Source organism: Microbacterium sp. AISO3 (assembly GCF_002204305.1).
Classification (GTDB): Bacteria; Actinomycetota; Actinomycetes; order Actinomycetales; family Microbacteriaceae; genus Microbacterium; species Microbacterium arborescens.
On sequence record NZ_NHRF01000015.1, the window covers coordinates 19,955 to 35,564 of the forward strand.

Annotated in this window: 14 protein-coding genes; 2 read left to right on the top strand and 12 right to left on the bottom strand. The window is 71.0% G+C overall.

What is annotated here, in order from left to right; all coding sequences use genetic code 11:
* Nucleotides 1-13: 13 nt before the first annotated feature.
* From CBF90_RS15485 to gabT, 6 genes are read right to left on the bottom strand one after another with little or no spacing between them, the layout of a single operon-like run.
* Nucleotides 14-1,480 carry an NAD-dependent succinate-semialdehyde dehydrogenase gene (locus tag CBF90_RS15485; protein WP_023952064.1) on the bottom strand — a complete coding sequence of 489 codons (1,467 nt, stop codon included), beginning with the start codon at nucleotides 1,478-1,480 and terminating at the stop codon, nucleotides 14-16.
* Nucleotides 1,477-3,036, bottom strand: a complete 1,560-nt coding sequence (locus tag CBF90_RS15490; protein ID WP_088381026.1) for an APC family permease — start codon at nucleotides 3,034-3,036, stop codon at nucleotides 1,477-1,479. The genes CBF90_RS15485 and CBF90_RS15490 overlap by 4 nt, the downstream gene beginning before the upstream one ends.
* Nucleotides 3,033-3,935: a universal stress protein gene (locus tag CBF90_RS15495; RefSeq protein ID WP_023952067.1), complete on the bottom strand. Its 903-nt coding sequence runs from the start codon at nucleotides 3,933-3,935 to the stop codon at nucleotides 3,033-3,035. Before CBF90_RS15495 ends, CBF90_RS15490 begins: the two co-directional genes overlap by 4 nt.
* Nucleotides 3,932-5,290 carry an NAD(P)/FAD-dependent oxidoreductase gene (locus tag CBF90_RS15500; protein WP_088381027.1) on the bottom strand — a complete coding sequence of 453 codons (1,359 nt, stop codon included), beginning with the start codon at nucleotides 5,288-5,290 and terminating at the stop codon, nucleotides 3,932-3,934. The genes CBF90_RS15495 and CBF90_RS15500 overlap by 4 nt, the downstream gene beginning before the upstream one ends.
* Nucleotides 5,283-6,776, bottom strand: a complete 1,494-nt coding sequence (locus CBF90_RS15505) for an amino acid permease (protein ID WP_088381028.1) — start codon at nucleotides 6,774-6,776, stop codon at nucleotides 5,283-5,285. Before CBF90_RS15505 ends, CBF90_RS15500 begins: the two co-directional genes overlap by 8 nt.
* A gap of 2 nt (nucleotides 6,777-6,778) precedes the next feature.
* The gene (gabT, locus tag CBF90_RS15510) at nucleotides 6,779-8,137 is read right to left on the bottom strand and encodes a 4-aminobutyrate--2-oxoglutarate transaminase (RefSeq protein ID WP_023952070.1); all 1,359 of its coding nucleotides are present in this window, start codon (nucleotides 8,135-8,137) and stop codon (nucleotides 6,779-6,781) included.
* Nucleotides 8,138-8,221: 84 nt separating this feature from the next.
* Between gabT and CBF90_RS15515 the strand changes: the two genes are divergently transcribed.
* Nucleotides 8,222-9,748 (top strand): PucR family transcriptional regulator, encoded by a 1,527-nt coding sequence (locus CBF90_RS15515; RefSeq protein WP_081731737.1) that lies wholly within the window; start codon nucleotides 8,222-8,224, stop codon nucleotides 9,746-9,748.
* Nucleotides 9,749-9,846: 98 nt separating this feature from the next.
* On the opposite strand, the gene CBF90_RS15520 is transcribed toward CBF90_RS15515, so the two are convergent.
* From CBF90_RS15520 to CBF90_RS15545, 6 genes are read right to left on the bottom strand one after another with little or no spacing between them, the layout of a single operon-like run.
* Nucleotides 9,847-10,695, bottom strand: a complete 849-nt coding sequence (locus CBF90_RS15520; RefSeq protein ID WP_023952072.1) for a MurR/RpiR family transcriptional regulator — start codon at nucleotides 10,693-10,695, stop codon at nucleotides 9,847-9,849.
* Nucleotides 10,685-11,518, bottom strand: a complete 834-nt coding sequence (gene phnE, locus CBF90_RS15525) for a phosphonate ABC transporter, permease protein PhnE (RefSeq protein WP_088381029.1) — start codon at nucleotides 11,516-11,518, stop codon at nucleotides 10,685-10,687. Before phnE (CBF90_RS15525) ends, CBF90_RS15520 begins: the two co-directional genes overlap by 11 nt.
* Nucleotides 11,515-12,315, bottom strand: coding sequence for a phosphonate ABC transporter, permease protein PhnE (gene phnE, locus CBF90_RS15530; protein ID WP_088381030.1), 801 nt, complete (start codon nucleotides 12,313-12,315; stop codon nucleotides 11,515-11,517). Before phnE (CBF90_RS15530) ends, phnE (CBF90_RS15525) begins: the two co-directional genes overlap by 4 nt.
* Complete coding sequence (gene phnC, locus CBF90_RS15535; protein WP_088381031.1) at nucleotides 12,312-13,130, bottom strand: phosphonate ABC transporter ATP-binding protein; 819 nt, start codon at nucleotides 13,128-13,130, stop codon at nucleotides 12,312-12,314. The genes phnE (CBF90_RS15530) and phnC overlap by 4 nt, the downstream gene beginning before the upstream one ends.
* Nucleotides 13,127-14,101: a phosphate/phosphite/phosphonate ABC transporter substrate-binding protein gene (locus CBF90_RS15540; protein ID WP_088381032.1), complete on the bottom strand. Its 975-nt coding sequence runs from the start codon at nucleotides 14,099-14,101 to the stop codon at nucleotides 13,127-13,129. Before CBF90_RS15540 ends, phnC begins: the two co-directional genes overlap by 4 nt.
* A gap of 37 nt (nucleotides 14,102-14,138) precedes the next feature.
* Nucleotides 14,139-14,804 (bottom strand): HAD family hydrolase, encoded by a 666-nt coding sequence (locus CBF90_RS15545; RefSeq protein ID WP_088381033.1) that lies wholly within the window; start codon nucleotides 14,802-14,804, stop codon nucleotides 14,139-14,141.
* An 80-nt stretch (nucleotides 14,805-14,884) separates the two neighbouring features.
* Here CBF90_RS15545 and CBF90_RS15550 point away from each other — a divergent pair.
* On the top strand, nucleotides 14,885-15,610 hold a 726-nt coding region (locus tag CBF90_RS15550), incomplete at its 3' end, for a hypothetical protein (RefSeq protein ID WP_141097188.1).

The following is a 15,610-nucleotide window of genomic DNA, read 5'->3' on the forward strand; positions in this document are numbered from 1 at the left end:
CTCCTTCGTCTCGTCAGTCGGCGGGGATCAGGGTGTACTTCGTCGAGAGGTACTCGTGGATGCCCTCGAGTCCGCCCTCGCGCCCGATTCCCGACTGCTTCACACCGCCGAACGGGGCCGCCGCGTTCGAGACGACCCCGACGTTCAGGCCCATCATGCCGGTCTCGAGGCGATCGATCATCCGGTGGCCGCGCGCGAGATCCTGCGTGAACACGTACGAGACCAGTCCGTACTCGGTGTCGTTGGCCAGGCGAACGGCCTCGTCCTCATCCGCGAAGGTCGCGATCGCCAGGACGGGTCCGAAGATCTCCTCGCGCAGGATGTCGCTGCCCGCGGCGACCTCGGTCACGACCGTGGGCTCGAAGAACGTCCCCTCCCCGTCGATCGCGGAACCGCCCGTGCGCACCGTGGCACCCCGTGCGACGGCGTCCTCGACGAGTGCGCCGGTCTTCGCGACCGCCTTCTCGTCGATGAGCGGCCCGATCTGCACACCGTCCTCGGTTCCGCGACCGATCTTCATCGCCGAGACGCGCTCGGTGAGCCGGTCGGCGAACTCGTCGGCGATCGACTCGTGCACGATGAAGCGGTTGGCCGCGGTGCAGGCCTGCCCGATGTTTCGGAACTTCGCGAGCATCGCGCCCTCCACCGCCTTGTCGAGGTCCGCATCGTCGAACACGACGAACGGCGCGTTGCCGCCGAGCTCCATCGAGACCCGCAGCACGCCCTCCGCCGCCTGCTCGATGAGCTTGCGCCCGACCGGGGTCGAGCCGGTGAACGAGAGCTTCCGCAGCCGGGGGTCGGCGATGATGGGCGCGGCGACCTCGCTCGAGCGCGTCGCGTTGACGACGTTCACGACGCCCGCCGGGAGGCCCGCCTCCTGCAGGATCTGGACGAACAGCGTCGTGGTGAGCGGGGTGAGCGCCGCGGGCTTGACCACGACGGTGCACCCGGCCGCCAGCGCCGGGGCGATCTTGCGCGTCGCCATCGCGAGCGGGAAGTTCCACGGCGTGATGAAGAACGAGGGGCCGACGGGACGCTGCGAGACGACCATGCGGCCGGTGCCCTCGGGGTTGAGGCCGTATCGGCCCGAGATGCGCACGGCCTCTTCGCTGAACCACCGCAGGAACTCACCGCCGTAGACGACCTCGCCGCGCGCCTCGGCGAGCGGCTTGCCCATCTCGAGCGTCATCAGCAGCGCCAGGTCCTCCTTGCGCTCCTGCACGAGGTCGAACGCCCGGCGCAGGATGTCGCTGCGCACTCGGGGCGCGGTGGCGGCCCACTCCTCCTGCGCGGCGACAGCGGCGTCGAGGGCGCGGATGCCGTCTGCCGGCGAGGCGTCGGCGATCTCGATGAGCGTGCGACCGGTCGAGGGGTCGGTGACCGGGAAGGTCGCGCCGCCCTCGGCATCCACCCACTCGCCACCGATGAAGAGGCCGCGTTCGATTCCCGCCAGCAGTCGTGTCTCGTTCTCGTGCGTCATCGCGCCACTCCTCTCGCGCGCCGGCTCGCCGGCGCATCCTTGGTCAAAGTCTCGCCCCGGAAGAACGCGGGGCGCTTCACGGCCTGCCACACCATCACGACGACGCCGACGAGGATGACTCCCACGCCGAGGATGAACACCAGGCCGATGCCGCCGATCTGCGACCCGCTGCCGTACGCGGGATCCATCGTGTCGATGAGCGTCGTCACGAACAGCACCGCCAGGATGACGCCGCCCACGAGCGGGAAGAGGAACGTGAAGAAGACGTTCCGCACCGAGTCGAACCACTGGCGCCGGAAGTACCAGACGCAGGCGAACGCCGTCAGGCCGTAGTAGAAGCAGATCATCATGCCGAGCGCGAGGATGGTGTCCCACAGCACGTTCTCGCTGACGATGCGCATGACGACGTAGAAGCCCGACGCGACGATCGCCGAGACGATCGTGGCGTAGCCGGGCGTGAAGAACCGCGGGCTCACTTTCGCGAAACTCTCGGGGAGGGCACCGTAGTGGCCCATGGCGAGCAGTGTGCGCGCCGGCCCGACGAAGGTCGACTGCAGTGACGACGCCGAGCTGGTGAGCACGGCGAGCGAGACGAGGAACGCGAGCGGGCCGAGGATCGGTCCCGAGAGATGGAAGAAGACGTTCTCCTGGATGTCTTCGTTGCCGAGTCCGAGCTCGCCCGTGCCGACGCCGGCGAACATGATCATCGCGATCGCGAGCAGCAGGTAGAGCGCGACGATCATGACGACCGTGATGGTCGCGGCGCGGCCCGGTGTGCGCTCGGGGTCCTTGGTCTCCTCGTTCATCGTCAGGGTGACGTCCCAGCCCCAGAAGATGAAGATCGACAGCGACAGCCCGGCGGCGAAGGCGCTGAACGTCGGCACGGCGAACGGGTTGAACCACGACCAGTCGAACGCCGTGGCGTCGAAGGCGTTGCCCGAGACCGCCTCGACGATCGCCGCGATGGCGAACAGTACGAGGACGACCACTTGGAAGGCGACGAGCCCGTACTGCAGCTTCTGAGTCGTCTGCATGTCGCGGTAAGAGATGAAGGTCGCCGCGGCGACGAACAGGACGCAGACGAGGACGTTGATCCAGACCACCGAGGCGAGGCTGGCGATCGACTCCTGCCCGGTGAGCTGGGCGATCAACAGGAAGAGGAAGTCGACGGCGACACCCGCGAGGTTCGAGAGCACGAGGATGGTCGCAGCGACCAGCCCCCAACCGGCCATCCACCCGATCCACGGGCCGAAGGCGCGCGTCGCCCATGTGAAGCTGGTGCCGGAGTCGGGCATGCGGTTGTTGAGCTCGCGATACCCGAACGCGACGAGCAGCATCGGGATGAAGCCGACGAGCACGATCGCCGGCACCTGGGTGCCCACGACGGATGCCGTCGGCCCGACCGCCGCGGTGAAGGTGTAGGCCGGGGCGATGCAGGAGATGCCGATGACGACCGCTCCGATGAGGCCGACGGTCCCGGCGCTCAGCCCCTTCCGGGAGATGCCGCCGGTGACGGGGTCGCCCGCGGGCACCCCCGCCTGTTCTGCTCGGGTCATGCGCTCGCTCCTTCGCGGTCGCTGCGGGTGCGGGGCACCACGATCATGGGGGCGGTCACGACGCGCAGCATCCGCGCCGCCGTGGAGCCGAGGAAGAGCCGTCGCGGCTGAGCGAGACGGCTGGAGCCGACGATGACGACCTCACCGGCTTCCCACTCGAGGTGCGACACGGCGTCCTCGATGCCGTCGCCGGCCGCGACCACGGCGGTCACCTCGGCGTCGGACGGAAGCGCCGAACGGACCTCGTCGAGCACCTCCTGCGCGTGGTTCTGACCGACCGTGCGGATGGCGCCGGTGTCGAGGCCCGCGGGCAGGTCGAGGGCGACGAGCGAGAGCAGCCGCACCGGCGCCGCGGTCGCCGCGGCGAGCCGGATGGTCGCCTCGACGAGGAGTTCCGTGCCCTCGCGCTCGCCCACGGCGGCGGTCAGCCGCGTGATGCCGGTCTCGACCGGAACCCGCCGCGCGCCGCGCGGAACCAGGGCGACCGGCACGTCGGACGAGTGCACGAGCTCGGTCGTCGTCGTGCCGAGCCGGTGCCGGCCCCGGTTGCCGCCGTCGGCCGCCCCGACGACGATGAGCGAGGCCCCCAGCTCGTCGGCGGTGTCGATGAGCCCCGCCGCGACCGACTCGCCGTAGCGGACGTGGGCGCGGTGCGACACACCCTCGGGAACCTCCGCGGCGCCCTCCCGCAGCCAGCCGGCGGCCTGCTCGCGCAGCAGCCGCTCATAGCCGGCATCCGGCGGCACGATGCCCGGCTTCTGAGCGGGGAGCACGAGCACGAGGTGGAGCGCGGCCCCGGATGCCGCCCCGAGGCGACTCGCGAAGGCCACGGCATCCCGCCCCGCCTTGGTCGCGGTGTATCCGACGACGATGCGGCCGGCGGACGCCGACCGACTCATGCGCGGTCCGCTTCGAGGATCTCGTCGGCGACGCGGTGGCCCATGCGGATCGCCCCGTCGACGTGCTGGTAGCCGAGTCCGGCGAGGTCGCTGCACGCGACGTGCAGGGGCGCGACGAGCTCGAGCTGCTCAGCGCCGTAACGGGTCAGGCCGCCCAGGTCGAAGCTCGCGGCGTACGCGCCTCGCGTCCACTCCTCGCTGCCCCAGTCGCTCTCGTAGTAGACGATTGGGTTCTTCGCCTCGGGTCCGTAGTAGTGCGACAGCGACTCGAGGATGCGCTCGCGCCGCTCATCCGCCGACAGGCGGAAGAGGTCGTCGGCGTTCTGGTCGGAGACGAACCCGACGAGCGTGCCCCGCTCGTCGCCGTGGTTGGTGTTGTCGTACGCCTCGTGCGACAGCTCGTACGGGCTGAAAGCGGTGCCCGACAGCCCCTGCTCGCGCCAGAACGGCCGGTCGTAGACGGCGTGCACCTTGATGACGAAGCCCATCGAGAAGTGCTGGTGCATCTGGTGCTTCAGACGCGGCAGCGGCGGCGAGAACGAGATGCGGTTGTAGAGCACCGGTGCCAGGGCGAGCACGACGTGACGCGCCCGCACCGTGACCTCGTCGGTGCGGACGACCGCGCCCGCGTCGGAGTACTCGATCGAGCGCACCGGCTGAGCGAGCAGGACGTCCTCGCCCAGTCGCTCCGCGAGGCGCAGCGGCACCTGCTGCAGACCTCCGACGACGCGCTTGTCGAGGATGAAGTCCGCGTCGACCAGGTGCGAGTACGACCCCGCCGACGCCGCCATGAGCAGCGACTGCAGCAGCGAGAAGGTGTGCGTCGGCTTGGTGAGCATCGCCGATCCCGTGGCGAACGCGAGGTTGCGCACCGCCTCGTCGTCGTCGGTCTGCTGTCGCAGCCAGGCGTCCCACGAGATGCGGTCCCACTCGGCCGCCTTCTCGTGCGCCCACGGCCGGTCGGGGTCGATCTCGGCGACCATCGCGTCCAGCCGCGCGGTGATCTCGTCGATGACCCGTTCGGTCTCCGGCGCCACCGGGAACATCTCGCCGCGGAAGCGTCGCGCCTGCCCGTCCGGACCGACGTACACGCTGTCGCCGTCGCGGTACCGCGTGTACGTCTCGAGTCCGAGGTCGGCGAGCGTGTCGATCAGCGCGTGCTGGTCGGGCGAGACCCACTGGCCGCCGAGCTCGAGCATGGCGCCGTCGATCTCATCGGTCCACAGACGTCCGCCGACGCGGTCGCGCGCCTCGAGTACGACGACCGACAGCCCGGCCTTCCTCAGGTCGTTCGCGGCGGTCAGTCCGGCCGCGCCGGCTCCGACGATCGCGACGTCGCGGGTGATCTCAGTCATTTCCGACTCCTTCGTTGGCAGAACCCGTGACCGGGGCGACACTCTCCCGGTCGAGCCGACGGGCGCGCAGGTTGCGGCGCACGAGCGGCCAGAACACCAGTAGTACACCGGTGGCGATGAGACTCGTCCACACCTGCGAACGCCCCGACTCGGTCGTGAGCATGACCACCACGACGGCGGCGATCGCGACGATGAGGAAGATGTTGAGCCACGGGTGCAGCCACATCTTCAGCTTGAGCGCGGCCACCTCCTCGGGCGTCATCCGCTGACGCAGACGCAGCTGGGTGAGGGCGATGAAGACGTACACGAAGAGCGCGACGAGGCCGGCCGAGTTCATGATGAAGTCGAAGATGCCCGACCCCGGCGTGAGGAAGTTCACGAGCGTCGCGATGAGCCCGCCGATCGTCGAGGCCAGCAGCGCCATCACCGGAACACCGTTGCGCGAGCGCTGCGCGACGATCTTCGGGGCGAAGCCCTTGTCGGCGAGCGCCGAGAACATCCGCGAGGCCGAGTACAGCCCCGAGTTGAGCACCGAGATGACCGCCGTGAAGATCACGAGCTGCATGATGACGTCGGCACCAGGGATGCCGAAGCGCGACAGCGCGACGGTGAACGGCGCGTTCGCGACATCCGTCGGTGCCGGCAGCTCGTCCCAGGGCACGACGGTGACGATCACGAGCACCGAACCGACGAAGAACAGCAGGATGCGCCAGATGATGGTGCTCGTCGCCTGTCGGATGCCCTTGGCGGGATCGACGGATTCGGCCGACGCCATGACGGCGATCTCGGTGCCGAAGTAGGAGAAGATCACGAGGGCCACCCCGGTGAAGGCGACGCCGATGCCGTTGGGGGCGAACCCGCCGTGCTCCCACAGGTTGGGGACGGCGAAGGTCGCCTGCGGCCACAGCCCGAGGGCGAAGAGGATGCCGGCGCCCAGGAACACCACGATCGCGAGCACCTTGATGCTGGCGAGCCAGAACTCGACCTCGCCGAACGTGCGGACCGAGATGACATTCGTGCCGACGAAGACCGCCAGGAGGATCAGCGACCAGCCCCACGAGGGGACGCCGGGGAACCAGGTGTGCATCGTCTCGCCGCCGAGCACCGCCTCGTAGGCGAGCACGCCGACCCAGAAGTACCAGTAGAGCCAGCCGACGAGATAGGCCGCCCAGTCGCCGAGTCCGACGCGGGCGTACTCCATGAACGAGCCGATCGCCGGACGCGACGCCGCCATCTCGCCGAGCATGCGCATCGCGAGGAAGACCAGCAGACCGCCCAGCAGGTAGGACAGGACCGCGGCCGGCCCGACCGTGCGGATGACGTTGCCCGACCCCACGAACAGGCTCGCGCCGATGATGCCGCCGAGCGTGATCATCGTGACGTGGCGCGACCGCAGCTTGTTCGAGCGCGCTTTCGTCACCGCCCCGAGCCCCGCGGACGTCTCGGGCGAGACCGGGTTCTTCCAGCCGCTGGAGCTCGGGGCCACGCTCAGACCCGCCCGAGCGCCGCAGCGATGACGTCGAGGCCGTCGTCGAGCAGCTCGTCGCCGATCGACAGCGGCGGAAGGAACCGGATGACGTTGCCGTAGGTGCCGCACGTGAGGACGATGACGCCCTCCGCGATGCACGCCTTCGCGATCGCCGACGTCAGCGCGGCGTCGGGGGCGCCGGTGGCGGGGTCGACGAACTCCGCGGCGATCATCGCGCCGAGCCCGCGCACATCCCCGATGCGGGGGTCGCTCTCGCGCATCGCGTTCAGCCGGGCCGTCAGGCGCGCTCCGATCTGCTGAGCTCGCTCGATCAGGCCGTCGTTCTCGAAGGCGTCGATCGCGGCGAGCGCCGCCGCGCACGCGACCGGGTTGCCACCGTACGTGCCGCCGAGGCCACCGGGGTGCGAGGCGTCCATGAGGTCGGCGCGCCCGGTGACCGCGGCGAGCGGCAGGCCCGCGGCGATGCCCTTCGCGGTCGTGATCAGGTCGGGGACGATGCCGAAGTGCTCGCTGGCGAACATGGCACCGGTGCGAGCGAAGCCGGTCTGGACTTCGTCGGCGATGAACACGACGCCGTTCTCGCGGCACCAGTCGGCGACCGCCGGCAGGAACCCGTCGGCGGGGACGATGAACCCGCCCTCGCCCTGGATGGGCTCGATGATGACGGCGGCGAGGTTGTCGGCTCCGATCTGCTTCTCGATCTGCGAGATCGCGCGGGCTGCGGCATCCGGGCCCGACAGCCCGTCGCGGAACGGGTACGACAGCGGCGCACGGTAGACCTCGGGGGCGAACGGCCCGAATCCGCTCTTGTAGGGCATCGACTTCGCGGTGAGCGCCATGGTGAGGTTCGTCCGACCGTGGTAGCCGTGGTCGAAGGCGACGACCGCCTGGCGGCCGGTCGCCTTGCGTGCGATCTTCACGGCGTTCTCGACCGCTTCGGCGCCCGAGTTGAACAGCGCGGTCTTCTTCTCGTGGTCGCCCGGGGTGAGCCGGTTGAGGGCTTCGGCGACGGCGACGTACGACTCGTACGGCGAGATCATGAAGCAGGTGTGGGTGAACTGCGCGACCTGCGCCTGCACAGCGGCGACGACGGCGGGATGCGCGTTGCCCACCGAGGTCACGGCGATGCCCGAGCCGAGGTCGATGAGCGAGTTCCCGTCGGCGTCGACGACGACTCCGCCGCCCGCGGCGACGGCATGGATCGGCGCGGTGTGGCCGACACCGGCCGGGACGGCGGCTGCCTTGCGGGCCAGCAGTTCCTCGGAGCGAGGTCCGGGGATCGCGGTGACGACGCGGCGCTCCTGCGGGAGGGTCGGGCCGCCGAGGGGGATGGTCGGCGTCGAGGTCGTGGTGCTCATTCCGCGACAGTAGGACGCGCGTCGCGCAACCCGCATTCACCGGGTTGTACAGTGATGCCACCTCTTATCGCCAGCATGTACAGGATGCCGATGCCCGCCGCCGCTCCCCCGTCGCCGACGATCCGCGCTCTGCTGGCCCGGCGCGAGCTCGATCTGCGCCTCGCGACGCCGGCCGACGACGCCAACCTCGACGCGCCCGTGCGCTGGGTGCACAGCTCGGATCTCGCCGACCCGACGCCCTTCCTCTCGGAAGACGTGATCCTGCTCACGACGGGCACCCAGTTCGCCGGAGACGACGACGCGGACGCAGAGGCGGAGGCCTATGTCGGCCGCCTGCGGGCGCGCGGTGTCCGGGGGCTCGGCTTCGGCACGGAGGTGGTCCGCGATGGCATCCCCGATGCGCTCCGAACCGCGTGCACGACGGCGGGAATGCCGCTGTTCGAGGTGCCGTACCGCACGCCGTTCATCGCCGTCGCCCGAGCGGCGGCCGAGGCCATCGCGGCACAGGCGTACGCCCGGCGCAGCTGGGCGCTCGACGCGCAGCGCGCCCTCGCGATCGCCGCTCTGCGCCCCGACGGCTTCGACGCGACGCTCGCCGAGCTCGCGCGCCAGCTCGGGGCGTGGGTCGGCCTCTACGACGCCTCGGGCGCGCTGACGCACGAGCACTCGACCGCCGGGTCGTCGGTCGACGACGACCTGCGCCGGGCCGTCGACGCCGAGGCGGCGGCCCTCCTGCGCAGGGGCGGCGGGACAGGTGCGGCGATGCGGCTGGCGGGGCACACCGTGACGCTGCAGACCCTCGGCTCGGCGGGTCAGCGGGGCGTCCTCGTCACCGTCGGCATCGAGCTCGACCAGGATGCCCGGGCTGTCGTCACCGCCGTCGTCGCGATGACGGGCCTCGCTCTCGAGCAGCGTCGGATGACCGCGGGAGCGTGGAGCGGACTGCGGGCGGCGCTCGTCGACCTGCTCGTCGACGGGCATCTCACCCTCGCGCGGAAGGTGGCGACCGATGCCTGGGGCGGCTTCCCCGCCGCGCCATACGTCGTCGCCGTGGCCGATGCTCACGCCCCGACCGGCGCCCGCGAGGTGCTCGACAATCACGCCGCGGGGGGACGGCTGTTCTACGGTCGCGACGAGGACGGAGTGCTCCTGATCGTCGGGGCGGGCGAACGGCAGGTGCTCGACGACATCGCCGCGCGGCTGTCGTGGCGGCTCGGAACCGCCGCCGCCGCGACCGACGACGACGTGACGGCGGCCCGCGACCGTGCCCGGCTCGCGCGCGACCGCGGGCGTCCGGGTGCCGTCACCGATGTCGTCGATGCCCCGGGCGATCTGCTCGACGATCTCGCGACGGCGCCCTCTCGCGCCCGGGCCGGAGCCGAGCTCGCACCCCTGCGCACCCATGACGCCCGTCACGGCACGGCGCTCGAGGCGACGCTCGTCGCCTGGCTCGATCACGACGGCGCGCATGAGGCGACTGCTCGGGCCCTCGGAGTGCACCGGCACACCGTCCGTACGCGCATCGCCCTGGCCCAGCGCCTGCTCGGCCGCGACCTGTCGACCTTCGCCGATCGTGCCGCCGTCTGGACGGCTCTCCGCCTCTCCCCCTGACCCCCGCCTCTTCCCGTCGACTCGCCACGGAATGCGGATCCGGGCCCCGCCGCATCCACCGTTTCTGGCGAGTCGACGGGGAGAAGGGGGCGAGGGGGTCAGGCGCCGAGGTTATCGGAGAGGACCTCGAGCACCTGCGCGCGCACGGCGCTCGCCCCGCCGGGCAGCCGCGCGGCCACCTCGTCGGCGAGCGCCTCGACGAACAGCGCGTGTGCGGCGCGCGACGTGTGCTCGAGCTCGTCGCGGAAGCTCGTCCCGGCAGGCGCGATGACGAGGGCGTGCGTGGCGCGCTCGACGAGCGGGGATGCCGCGAACGAGGTGATCGCGATCACGACGGCTCCCCCGCTGGCGGCCGCCGCCGCGGCCCGCAGACTCGCCTCGTTCGCGCCCGAGCCGCTCACGACGATGCAGACGTCACGACTGCCGAGCTGCCGAGCGGAGATCTGCTGCGCGATGACGTCGGCGATCACCTCGGCGGGCCGCCCCACGGCGGTCAGGCGCATCGCGAGATCGCTCGCGACCGGCGACGAGAGTCCGTTGGCGACGACCAGCAGCCTCCCGGCACCGACGACAGCCGTCACCGCTCGCTCGACCTCGTCGGCGTCGAGCAGACTCGTCGACGCCGGCAGCGCCGCCGCGGCTCGATCGATCGACCTGCGCACGCGCCCGAGCGCCCCGTCACCGTGGTCGGATGCCGCCGGCGCGACCGCTCCGAGCTCGGCGGCGAGCGCGACCCGCAGCTGCGGATAGCCGCGGAACCCGAACGTCTGACAGGCGCGGACGACCGACGAACGGGCGACCCCCGCTCGATCGGCCAGCTGCTGCGCGGTGAGTTCGACGACGACCTCGGGCGCGTCGAGGATCACGTCCGCGACGCGGCGCTCGGTCGGCTGCAGCCCGTTGCGGAGCGCCTGGATGCGCACGGTCGGCGGAGCGTTACCGGACACGTGCGCCCTCCATGATCCGTCGGCGGATGTGGCCCGAGATGCCGTCGATCGTCATCGTGACGACGATCACGACGATCAGCAGCATCCCCACCGTCGACCACTCACGGTACTGGGTGTAGGTCGTCAGCATGTCGCCGATCCCGCCGACGCCGATGAGTCCGAGGACGGCCGACGAGCGCACGTTGATCTCGAAGCGGTAGAGCCAGAACGACAGGAACACCGGGGTCGCCTGCGGCCACACGCCCCATCGCAGCACCTGCGCCGGGCTGCCGCCGGCCGCTCGCGCCGCTTCGATGGGTCCGGCGGGGACGGCTTCGACGGCTTCGTACCCCCACTTGCCGAGGGTGCCGATGCCGTTCACGGCGAGGGCGAGCGCCCCCGTGAGCGGCGTGAGCCCGGTCATCGAGAGGATGATGATCGCGAAGATGATCTCGGGAACGGCGCGGATCGTCGAGAACACGAACCGCAGGATCGAGCGCAGCCACGCCGGACCGAAGCCCCGGGCCGCCACCAGACTGAGCGGTGTGGCCACGATGACGCCGAGCACGGTCCCGACCCACGCCATCTGGACGCTCTGCCACGTCTGCCACAGGGCGTCGGGCAGCTTCTCCCACGTCGGCGACGAGAACATGAGCCAGCCGTACCGCACGAGCTCGGCGGGCAGGTCGGCCAGCCGCGACCAGGTGATGTCGACCGACCAGAACGCCAGGATGACGACGACCGTCACGGCGGCGGCGATGAGATTGCGCACGAGCCGACGCGGGCGTGCCGGCACGGCGCCTTCCGATGCCCGGGGCGGCCCGGTGAGGACGGGAGCGGTCATGCGAGCCTCCGGCGGAGAGCGGAGCTGGCTGCGTCGATGACGAGCACGACGACGAGGATCTCCAGGATGATGAGCGACAGCTGGTCGTATCGGTAGTAGGTGCGCACGGCGTCGATGATGAGACCCATGCCGCCGGCGCCGACGAGCCCCAGGACGGTCGAGGCGCGGACGTTGAGCTCGAGGACGTACAGCGTCTGCGCCGCGAACGCGGGCCAGGTGTCGGGCAGGGCGAGGGCGTGGTTGATCTGAAGCTGCGTCCCGCCCGCGGCGCGGCCCGCTTCGAGGGGGCCCGTGTCCATCGCGTCGATCTGCTCGGAGACGAGCTTGACGATGATGCCGACGTTGAAGAGCACGAGCGCGAGGATGCCGGGCAGCGCGCCCACCCCGACCATCGCCACCAGGATCGCCGCCGAGAGCAGGTCGGGAACGCTCCGGACGATGTTGAGCATCGCGCGGACCGCACCGCGCAGTACCGGATTCGGGTTGGTCGGCCGAGCCGCCCACAGACTCAGCGGCAGCGACAGCGCGGCCCCCACCGCGGTGCCGGTCACCGCCATCTGGAGCGTCTCCAGCAACGGACCGATGGTGCGCGGGAAGAACGACCAGTCCGGCTGCAGCAACCCGAGCACCTTGTCGGCTCCGTGCTGCCAGTTGCGCGCGATGCCCGACAGGTCGAGGCCGACGCCGATTCCCGGGAGGCAGGTGACCACGGTGATCGCGGCGACGATCCCCGCGATCAGCCAGGGCACCGCCCGCCCGCGGGGCCGCGGCGGGATGACGAGTGCGGACGCGCTCATGCGTCGAGCCGGTCTTCGGCCGTCAGCGATCGCCCGTAGATGCCGGCGAAGTCCGCGTCGGATGCATCCGCTGCCGAGCCGTCGTAGACGACCTCGCCTGCCCGCATCCCGATCAGCCGCACGCCATAGGTGCGCGCCAGGTCGAGCAGGTGCAGGTTCACCAGCACCGTGATGCCGAGCTCGGTGTTGATGCGCTGGAGGTCTTTCATCACTCCGTGCGCGGTGGGCGGGTCGAGGCTCGCGACCGGCTCATCGGCCAGGACGATGCGCGGCTGCTGGGCGAGGGCGCGGGCGATCGCGACGCGCTGCTGCTGACCGCCCGAGAGAGCGGCGGCGCGATCCCAGACCCGCGGCAGCATCCCGACGCGATCGAGCGCCTCGAACGCGAGGCGACGGTCTTCCGACCGGTAGGCGCCCAGCAGGGTGCGCCACACCGGGGTATGGGCGAGGCGGCCGACGAGGACGTTGTTGAGGACGCTCGTGCGACCGGCGAGGTTGAAGCCCTGGAACACCATCCCGATGTCGCCCCGCAGCCGGCGCAGCTCGCGCCCGCGGGCCGTGTCGACGCGCACACCGCCGACTTCCAGCGCGCCCGAGGTCACGGGGACGAGGCCGTTGATCGTGCGGATGAGCGTCGACTTCCCCGACCCCGAGAGGCCGACGACGGCGACCATCTCGCCCGCACCGATCTCGAGGGAGACCCCGCGCAGGCCGAGGGTGCCGTTCGGGTATCGAACCGTCACGTCGTGCAGCCGGATGCCCGACGGCGATGCCGGGGCCGAGGCCCCGGCATCGCGTGCAGTGGTGTCGGTCACTGCAGGCCGAGCGCCTGCGCGGCGCGAGCGACGACGTCGAGCGACGACGCGTCGGCGGGCGCGAGCTTGGTGATCGAGTAAATGCTCTGGAGCACCTCCGAGCCCTCCGGGGTGTTCGAGAAGTCCTCGAGCGCGGTGGCGATGCGCCCGCGCAGCTCGGGCGAGAGGTCCGCGCTCAGCGCGACACCATCGTTGGGGATCTCCTCGGTCATCGCGAACACGACGACCTTCTGCCCGACATCCGGGGTGTCCTTCTTCAGGATCGTGCGCGCGTCCCAGAAGCTGAACCCGACCTCGGCGTCGCCGTTGTAGACGGCGAGCACGGACGCGTCGTTCGCGGTCACGGGCAGCTGATCGATGTCGCTGTCGGTGTCGAGCCCGGCCTCCTGCAGAGCGAGGATCGGGTAGATGTAGCCGGCGGGCGACCCGGGTCCGAGCACGGCTACCTTCGCACCCTTCACCTTGGTGATCGAGTCGAGGCCCGCGGGGCCCGTCATCGCGTCGGCACCGTTGCAGAAGAGCATCCCGTCGCGCTCGACGGGAGCGTCGTCGCAGTACTTGTCGGGGTTGTTCGTCATGAACTGCGCGGGATAGCTGATGTTGCCGTTGCGCTCGGTCTGCAGCACGACGTCGGCGCCGTACATGTCGTTGGCCTGCCACAGCTGCAGCGACGGGAGGAACCCGATCTGCGCCTGACCGGCGCCCATCGCCTCGACCGCGGCCTGGTAGTCCTTCGAGACCACACCGGTGACCTCGATGCCGAGCTCGTCGCTCAAGTAGTCGGTGAGCGGAGCCGCGGTCTCGACGAGCCCGTTCTGGTCCTGCGAAGGGACGAGGGCGAGCACGAGCGACGTCGGGTCGGCGGCGGCCTCGGGTGTGTCGCCCGCGGCGGGCGAGCCCGCGCAGCCGGCGAGGGCGATCGCGGCGACCGCGCTGACGGCCGCGGCGGCGAGGAGACGGGTGGTGCGCATGAGTGGTGTCCTTCGGGTGAGGGGTGGATGTTCGGGGTCAGGGGGTGGATGCCGCCGCCCACGCCTCGATGCGCGGCAGCAGTTCGGTGAGCGTGTCGGCGTAGAAGGTCGGGGATGCCGCGGCATCCGTCCACGGGCCGACGAGCGCGGTGTCGTGTCCGCGCCGGTGCGCGGGCTCGAGGTCGTTCCGCCAGATGTCGCCGACCGCGAGCACCCGGCGGTCGCGGGCCTCGGGCGCGTCGAGCAGCCGTTCGAGCCCGGCGGGCTTGCCCGCGTCGGTGACGATGCGCGCGAAGGCGTCGCCGAGCCCCAGCGCGTCGAGCGTCTCGGTCACGCGGATCGCCGGGGCGTTGGTGACGAGTACGCACTCGGCCGGCAGCCGCGTGGCCGCCGCTGCGAGCCCGACCGGCGCCTCGACGGGGGCGAGATCGGTCCCCAGCAGCGCCCGGCTGTCGAGGTAGGCACGCGACAGCGCCTCGGCACCGACCCCCGCGTCCTCGGCCACGAGGCGGATGACGTCGTACGCGTCGAGCGGCGCTCCGCGTCCGGTGGGTCGGCCGCGCAGCCCATCGTCGACCCGGGCGAGGAACCGATCCGGCGCGGCGGAGGCAGTGGCGGCGGCACGCGCGTAAGCGAGCACCGGCCCGTCGCCGAGGGCGACGGTTCCGTCGAAATCGAAGATGATGAGAGCAGGGTTCGGCACGGATCGGACTTTCTGAGTGGACGCTTCGTCCATCGTTAGGTGCACACGTGGACATAAATCCCACAGTCGATGAACTGCGGATGAACGAGATCCGACGACTCGATGCGGCGGCCGCGACCTCTGCGTCCGGCGATGCGAGGCAGGCGTTCGACGCGATCCCGTGGCTCTCGCGATCGATCGCCGAGGATGCGGCATCCGGTCGCTTCGCGCGCTGGTCGCGGTCGACCATCATCGACGAGAACGTCGGCAATCCCGTGCTCGACCGCGCGGTCTTCGACCGGCTGCACGATCTCGCCGGCGAGCCGAGCGCCTGGCCGGTCGGGAACGCCGGCGTGCTCCACGTGTACGGCTACCTGCTGTCGCTCACTCCGACCCCGTACGGCCTGAAGCGCGAGCGCTGGCTCGGCCCCGAGCTCGCCCGCGCCTTCGGGCTCGCCGACGACGCCTTCGCGCCCTGGAGCGACGGGCCGACGCTGCTCGAACGGGTCACGGGTGCGGCGACCGGACTGCTCCACTCCCCCGCAGCTTCGCGTACCGAGGCCGGCGGCGAGTATGTCACCGCCCTGTCCGCATCCGCAGGTCGCGCGGCGCTCGTGTACGCGCGCGTCACCGAGGACGGCATCCGCCTGGTGACGACCTTTCCCGTCGCCGACGCCGCCGCCGTCCTGACCGCGATCGACGCGCAGGTGCCGGTCTCAGCGATCGCGAAGACCCTGACCGACGGCTTCGGCGGAACACTCGCCGGCGTCGCGCTCCTCGTCGCCCTCGGTGCGATGCTCGGCAGGCTCATCGAGCACTCCGGCGGC